General features: G+C 41.7%; 4 protein-coding genes. All 4 read left to right on the top strand.

Features of this window, described 5'->3' with window-relative positions; all coding sequences use genetic code 11:
* Nucleotides 1-166 precede the first annotated feature (166 nt).
* Entirely contained in the window at nt 167-721 is a 555-nt protein-coding gene (locus F6K23_RS39975; RefSeq protein WP_293166692.1) for a hypothetical protein, read from the top strand.
* Between the two features lie 299 nt (nt 722-1,020).
* A complete protein-coding gene (locus F6K23_RS39970) occupies nt 1,021-2,010 on the top strand; it encodes a protein rep (protein ID WP_293166690.1) in 990 nt (329 codons plus the stop codon).
* A gap of 291 nt (nt 2,011-2,301) precedes the next feature.
* On the top strand, nt 2,302-3,243 hold the full coding sequence (locus F6K23_RS39965; RefSeq protein WP_293166688.1) for a Rha family transcriptional regulator: 942 nt from the start codon (nt 2,302-2,304) through the stop codon (nt 3,241-3,243).
* Nucleotides 3,244-3,344: 101 nt separating this feature from the next.
* Nucleotides 3,345-3,792: hypothetical protein (locus F6K23_RS39960; RefSeq protein ID WP_293166686.1), on the top strand; the 448-nt coding region annotated here is incomplete at its 3' end.

Raw genomic sequence — 3,792 nt, 5'->3', positions numbered from 1 at the left:
TGTTAGGGACTATAAGGATGGCAAGCGGCATCAGTCTTTAATTGAGTGGAGTAAAAGTAAAACACTGGATGGAAAAGCGTGGGATTATGACCCGATATCAAAGCTTTACTTTCAGGTCGATGAAATCTAAAAAGCTTTATTTGCAATTATTTTGATATTTGACCCTATGGAATCAAAGCCAGTCAAAGCTCAAAGAGCAACAGTTAGGTTTTTTGATGGTTTAGAAGTAGATGGTTACCGAATGCCAAATGGAGAGTTTAGGGTAGGGGTTGTTGGCGCGAGTGAGGTTTTGGGTTATTCGAGAAATTGGCTGGGGCGAGTGTTGAAAAAAAGTGGTAACACGGTCAAAGCCTTACGGAGCTTTGGGTTTACAGAAAAAACTGAAAAAGTGGTAACTCAGTCAGTTCGAGGCGGAGGAACAGAAGCTGAAACTGTAAGCTTAGAGGATTTTAACCGATTGATTGTGTATGCAACTTTCAAAGGAAAAAAGGCAGCACTGGCTCTTCAACTGTCTCTAACAAAGATGGCGCTTAACGATTTCTTCAGAGACGCCTTTGGGGAGGTTCCACTAAGCATTGAAGAAAAGCGCCAGCTGTTTTATGAAGCTTATGCGGCGGTTATAAGTCCAGAAAACTGGAGAGAGATGGATCGCGAGGATATTTTGAGACTGGCTCTTGCTGGGGATGAGCCTCAAGTAAGGTGGGGTTTGTGGAACCGATAATTGCATTCCCCCGTGGCTACAAAAAGAGTGAGTGGAGTGAGGCAGTCAAGGGCGGAACGGAGTGGAGAGCGAAGCGTCCCTTGACGGGAGAACGGAACGAACTACGCTCTAAGGACGGGGGAATGTGGCAACGAAGCGGAGAGTTTGGCTGCAAAAACCTTCACTTGAATCTTATAAGTATTTTATTGCATCGCACAATTAGCCTCTAAGCCTTACCCTGTAACAATTTGATGCAATAAAATGGATGAAAAACCCCTATGATCAGGTAATACCACTTACAATCACATAGGGGATTTTTCATGTCCGACGACAAAAGGCGTCTGGACGGAAGCTTTGTACGTTCTATTATACCCCCTCCTTCTAAACCGAAGAAAGATGGAATCCCGCTGTCGGATCTCTCGGAGAGGGATAAGCCGTGGGATGTTCACCGAGCTGAGTCTGACCGAATTGAGCAACATTATCAGGGGACAGAGTTTCAGTCTTATGCAGATCGTATTCACTTTTGCTCAGACTTTTTGGATTTTATTCTGGCTCCTCACACAGAGGGAGAGCTTAGACTAAAACTTTACAGCGCTCGTTTTTGTAGAGTCAGAACTTGTATGGTCTGTTGCTGGCGAAAAAGTCTGCGATGGAAGGCAAAGGCATATCAGATGTTGCCGCGCTTCATTGACGATCATCCAGCTTACCGTTTTCTCTTTCTTACGTTGACTGTTAAAAATTGTGAAATCTGGGAGTTAAGGGAGACACTAGATTGGATGAATAAGGGTTTCACCCGTTTGAGTCGGCTCAAAGCTTTTCCTGGTGAAGGATGGATTAAGTCTGTTGAGGTAACAAAAGGGCGACGAGGTGATGCACATCCTCACTTCCATGTGTTACTGGGGGTAAAAGCTAGCTATTTTGGGCGGAACTATCTATCTCAGAAGAAGTGGGTTGAGTTTTGGCAAAAATCTCTGCGATGTGATTACAAGCCAATACTAGATGTCCAGGCGCTGAAGTCAAAAGACTCTTTAGTAGGACTAGTTGCAGAAGTAATTAAGTATCAGACAAAGCCAACAAATCTGATTGGTCATGGCAGAGCAGAGGATCGCGATTGGTTTTTAGAGTATACACGTCAAATGCATAACACCAAGGCGATATCGGTTGGAGGAATTTTTAGAGACTATTTTCGTGAGCTGGAGAAAGAGCCAGAAGATTTGATTGGAAGGGATGAGAATTCTGATGATTTAGATGAGGGTCATCTCTACTTTGGGTGGAAGCGAAAGCAAAAAAAGTATAAATTGATTGATTAGTACCGTGTATTACGCCGATAAATCATCAAACTAGCTCAGCCTAAGTTATATTAGAGTCTGATAATTTCTACGTCTTTAAGGGAAGCTCTTAGGATTTGTATCTCGTTTCACCCTTGGCAAGGTAGGAGCATTGGCACTGCCTCAACCTCTTATTTTGTGCAAGGCTCTGTCGGAGAGAGCATTGGCGCTGCCTCACACTCTCTTTAAGGTGAAAACACTGATGTGGAAAGGTTGAATAGCTATTATGCTTGGGTTACTCGTTTCAGGTTGACCTAGCTTTGGTGTATCTATATGTCGGAATTGATTATTGTTGAGAATGAGGGCGCTCTTGTTGTTGATTCTCGCTTAGTAGCTCAAGAGCTTGACATTGAACATGAGAGCTTTATGGAAACCGTCTATCAATATCAAACCCTGACAGAGGAGGCATTTGGAGTTTTCCGGTTTCAAACCGGAAAACCTAAAGGTGGTTCTAAGGGTGGTAGACCGCCAAAATATGTTCTTCTTACAGAAGATCAGGCTACCTTTTTAATGACATTAAGTCGCAATACTCCAGAAGTTGTTCAATGCAAGGTTAACCTGGTTAAGGCATTCTCAAAGGCGAAAGAGCTGCTTAAGCGTCGTGAACAAGTTGCTTATGAAGGTCGGGTTCCTTACTGGTATCAACGTATGAGGTTGGCTTTGAGTGACGCAGAAAAGCCTCTGCCAGATAATCACTTCTGTATCTATCTAAGAATGATGGATTTCTTTTCCCAGCTAGAGGTCAGATTTCACTACATCGTGCCAGATATTAGTCCTCAAACTGGTAGTAGGCTGGTTCCCGATATATCAATCGGCAAAAAATTTAACGATTTCCTACGTTCAGATGATGAGATAGCTTGCATGGCGAGGCAGGAATTTCTAGGTTCATCGGAGTCTGTTGACTTTAGACCAGGCGGTTCTCATCGACACGAAATTATTGCTTATAACCACGTTTATCCTGAATCTAGCCACGGCAAGAATAATATTCAAGAATGCAATGCCTATCCGATTAGATATGCATCCATCTTTGACTACTTTCTCCAGGACTGGTGGATCCCTGATAGGTGTGTAGGTTATCTGAAAGAGCGAGACGCTGAGGGTGTTGAGTATCTTAGAGAAGCTATTAATCAACTTCCCAGTAATTTGCGTGATTCTTTGATGAAGACTTTACTAGGAAAACTAATGCGATCGCTTCCCGCTAACCCTTCGGGCTAATTGCTTCCTCGAAAAAAATAAGTATTGATACGGTTTTACTTAAAATTAACCAAGTAATACGCGGTATTATATTGATAATTGCCGTGTATTGTGTAATTTATATGTCTGATCAAGGTAGAAGTAATCAGGGTAGATTTTTATCTAAATCCGAAGAAAATCGTCAAGTTAGAAGTATGCGTTTGACTGATTATGTTTGGCAGAAATTAGGTGAAATAGCATCATTTAAAAATTTAACAAGAGCCGATCTTTTGGAAGAATTTGTAAGGTCTGGCGCTTTAGATTTGAACCTTGGAGGTAAAGTAATGGAACATAAGTTAGAGACCGATGGATTGCAGAATGATGATCAAGAATGTGTTGTAAGACTTTCAAGAAAAACAATGTATAAAGTAGATAAAGCAGCAGATTTACGGAGTATTACACGGAATGAATTGATTGAAAACTTCATAAATTCTGGTGTCTTTGAACAAAAAACAAAGTTTGATAGTAGTACCAGAATGACGGTAACTAAGTTTGCAAAATTTATTGGCGTAGCTCCAAAAACGGTTAGGA

The organism is Okeania sp. SIO2C9 (assembly GCF_010672455.1).
GTDB lineage: Bacteria > Cyanobacteriota > Cyanobacteriia > Cyanobacteriales > Microcoleaceae > Okeania.
The sequence above is the reverse complement of the archived record's forward strand: the minus strand, read 5'-3'. Positions and strand labels throughout refer to the sequence as shown.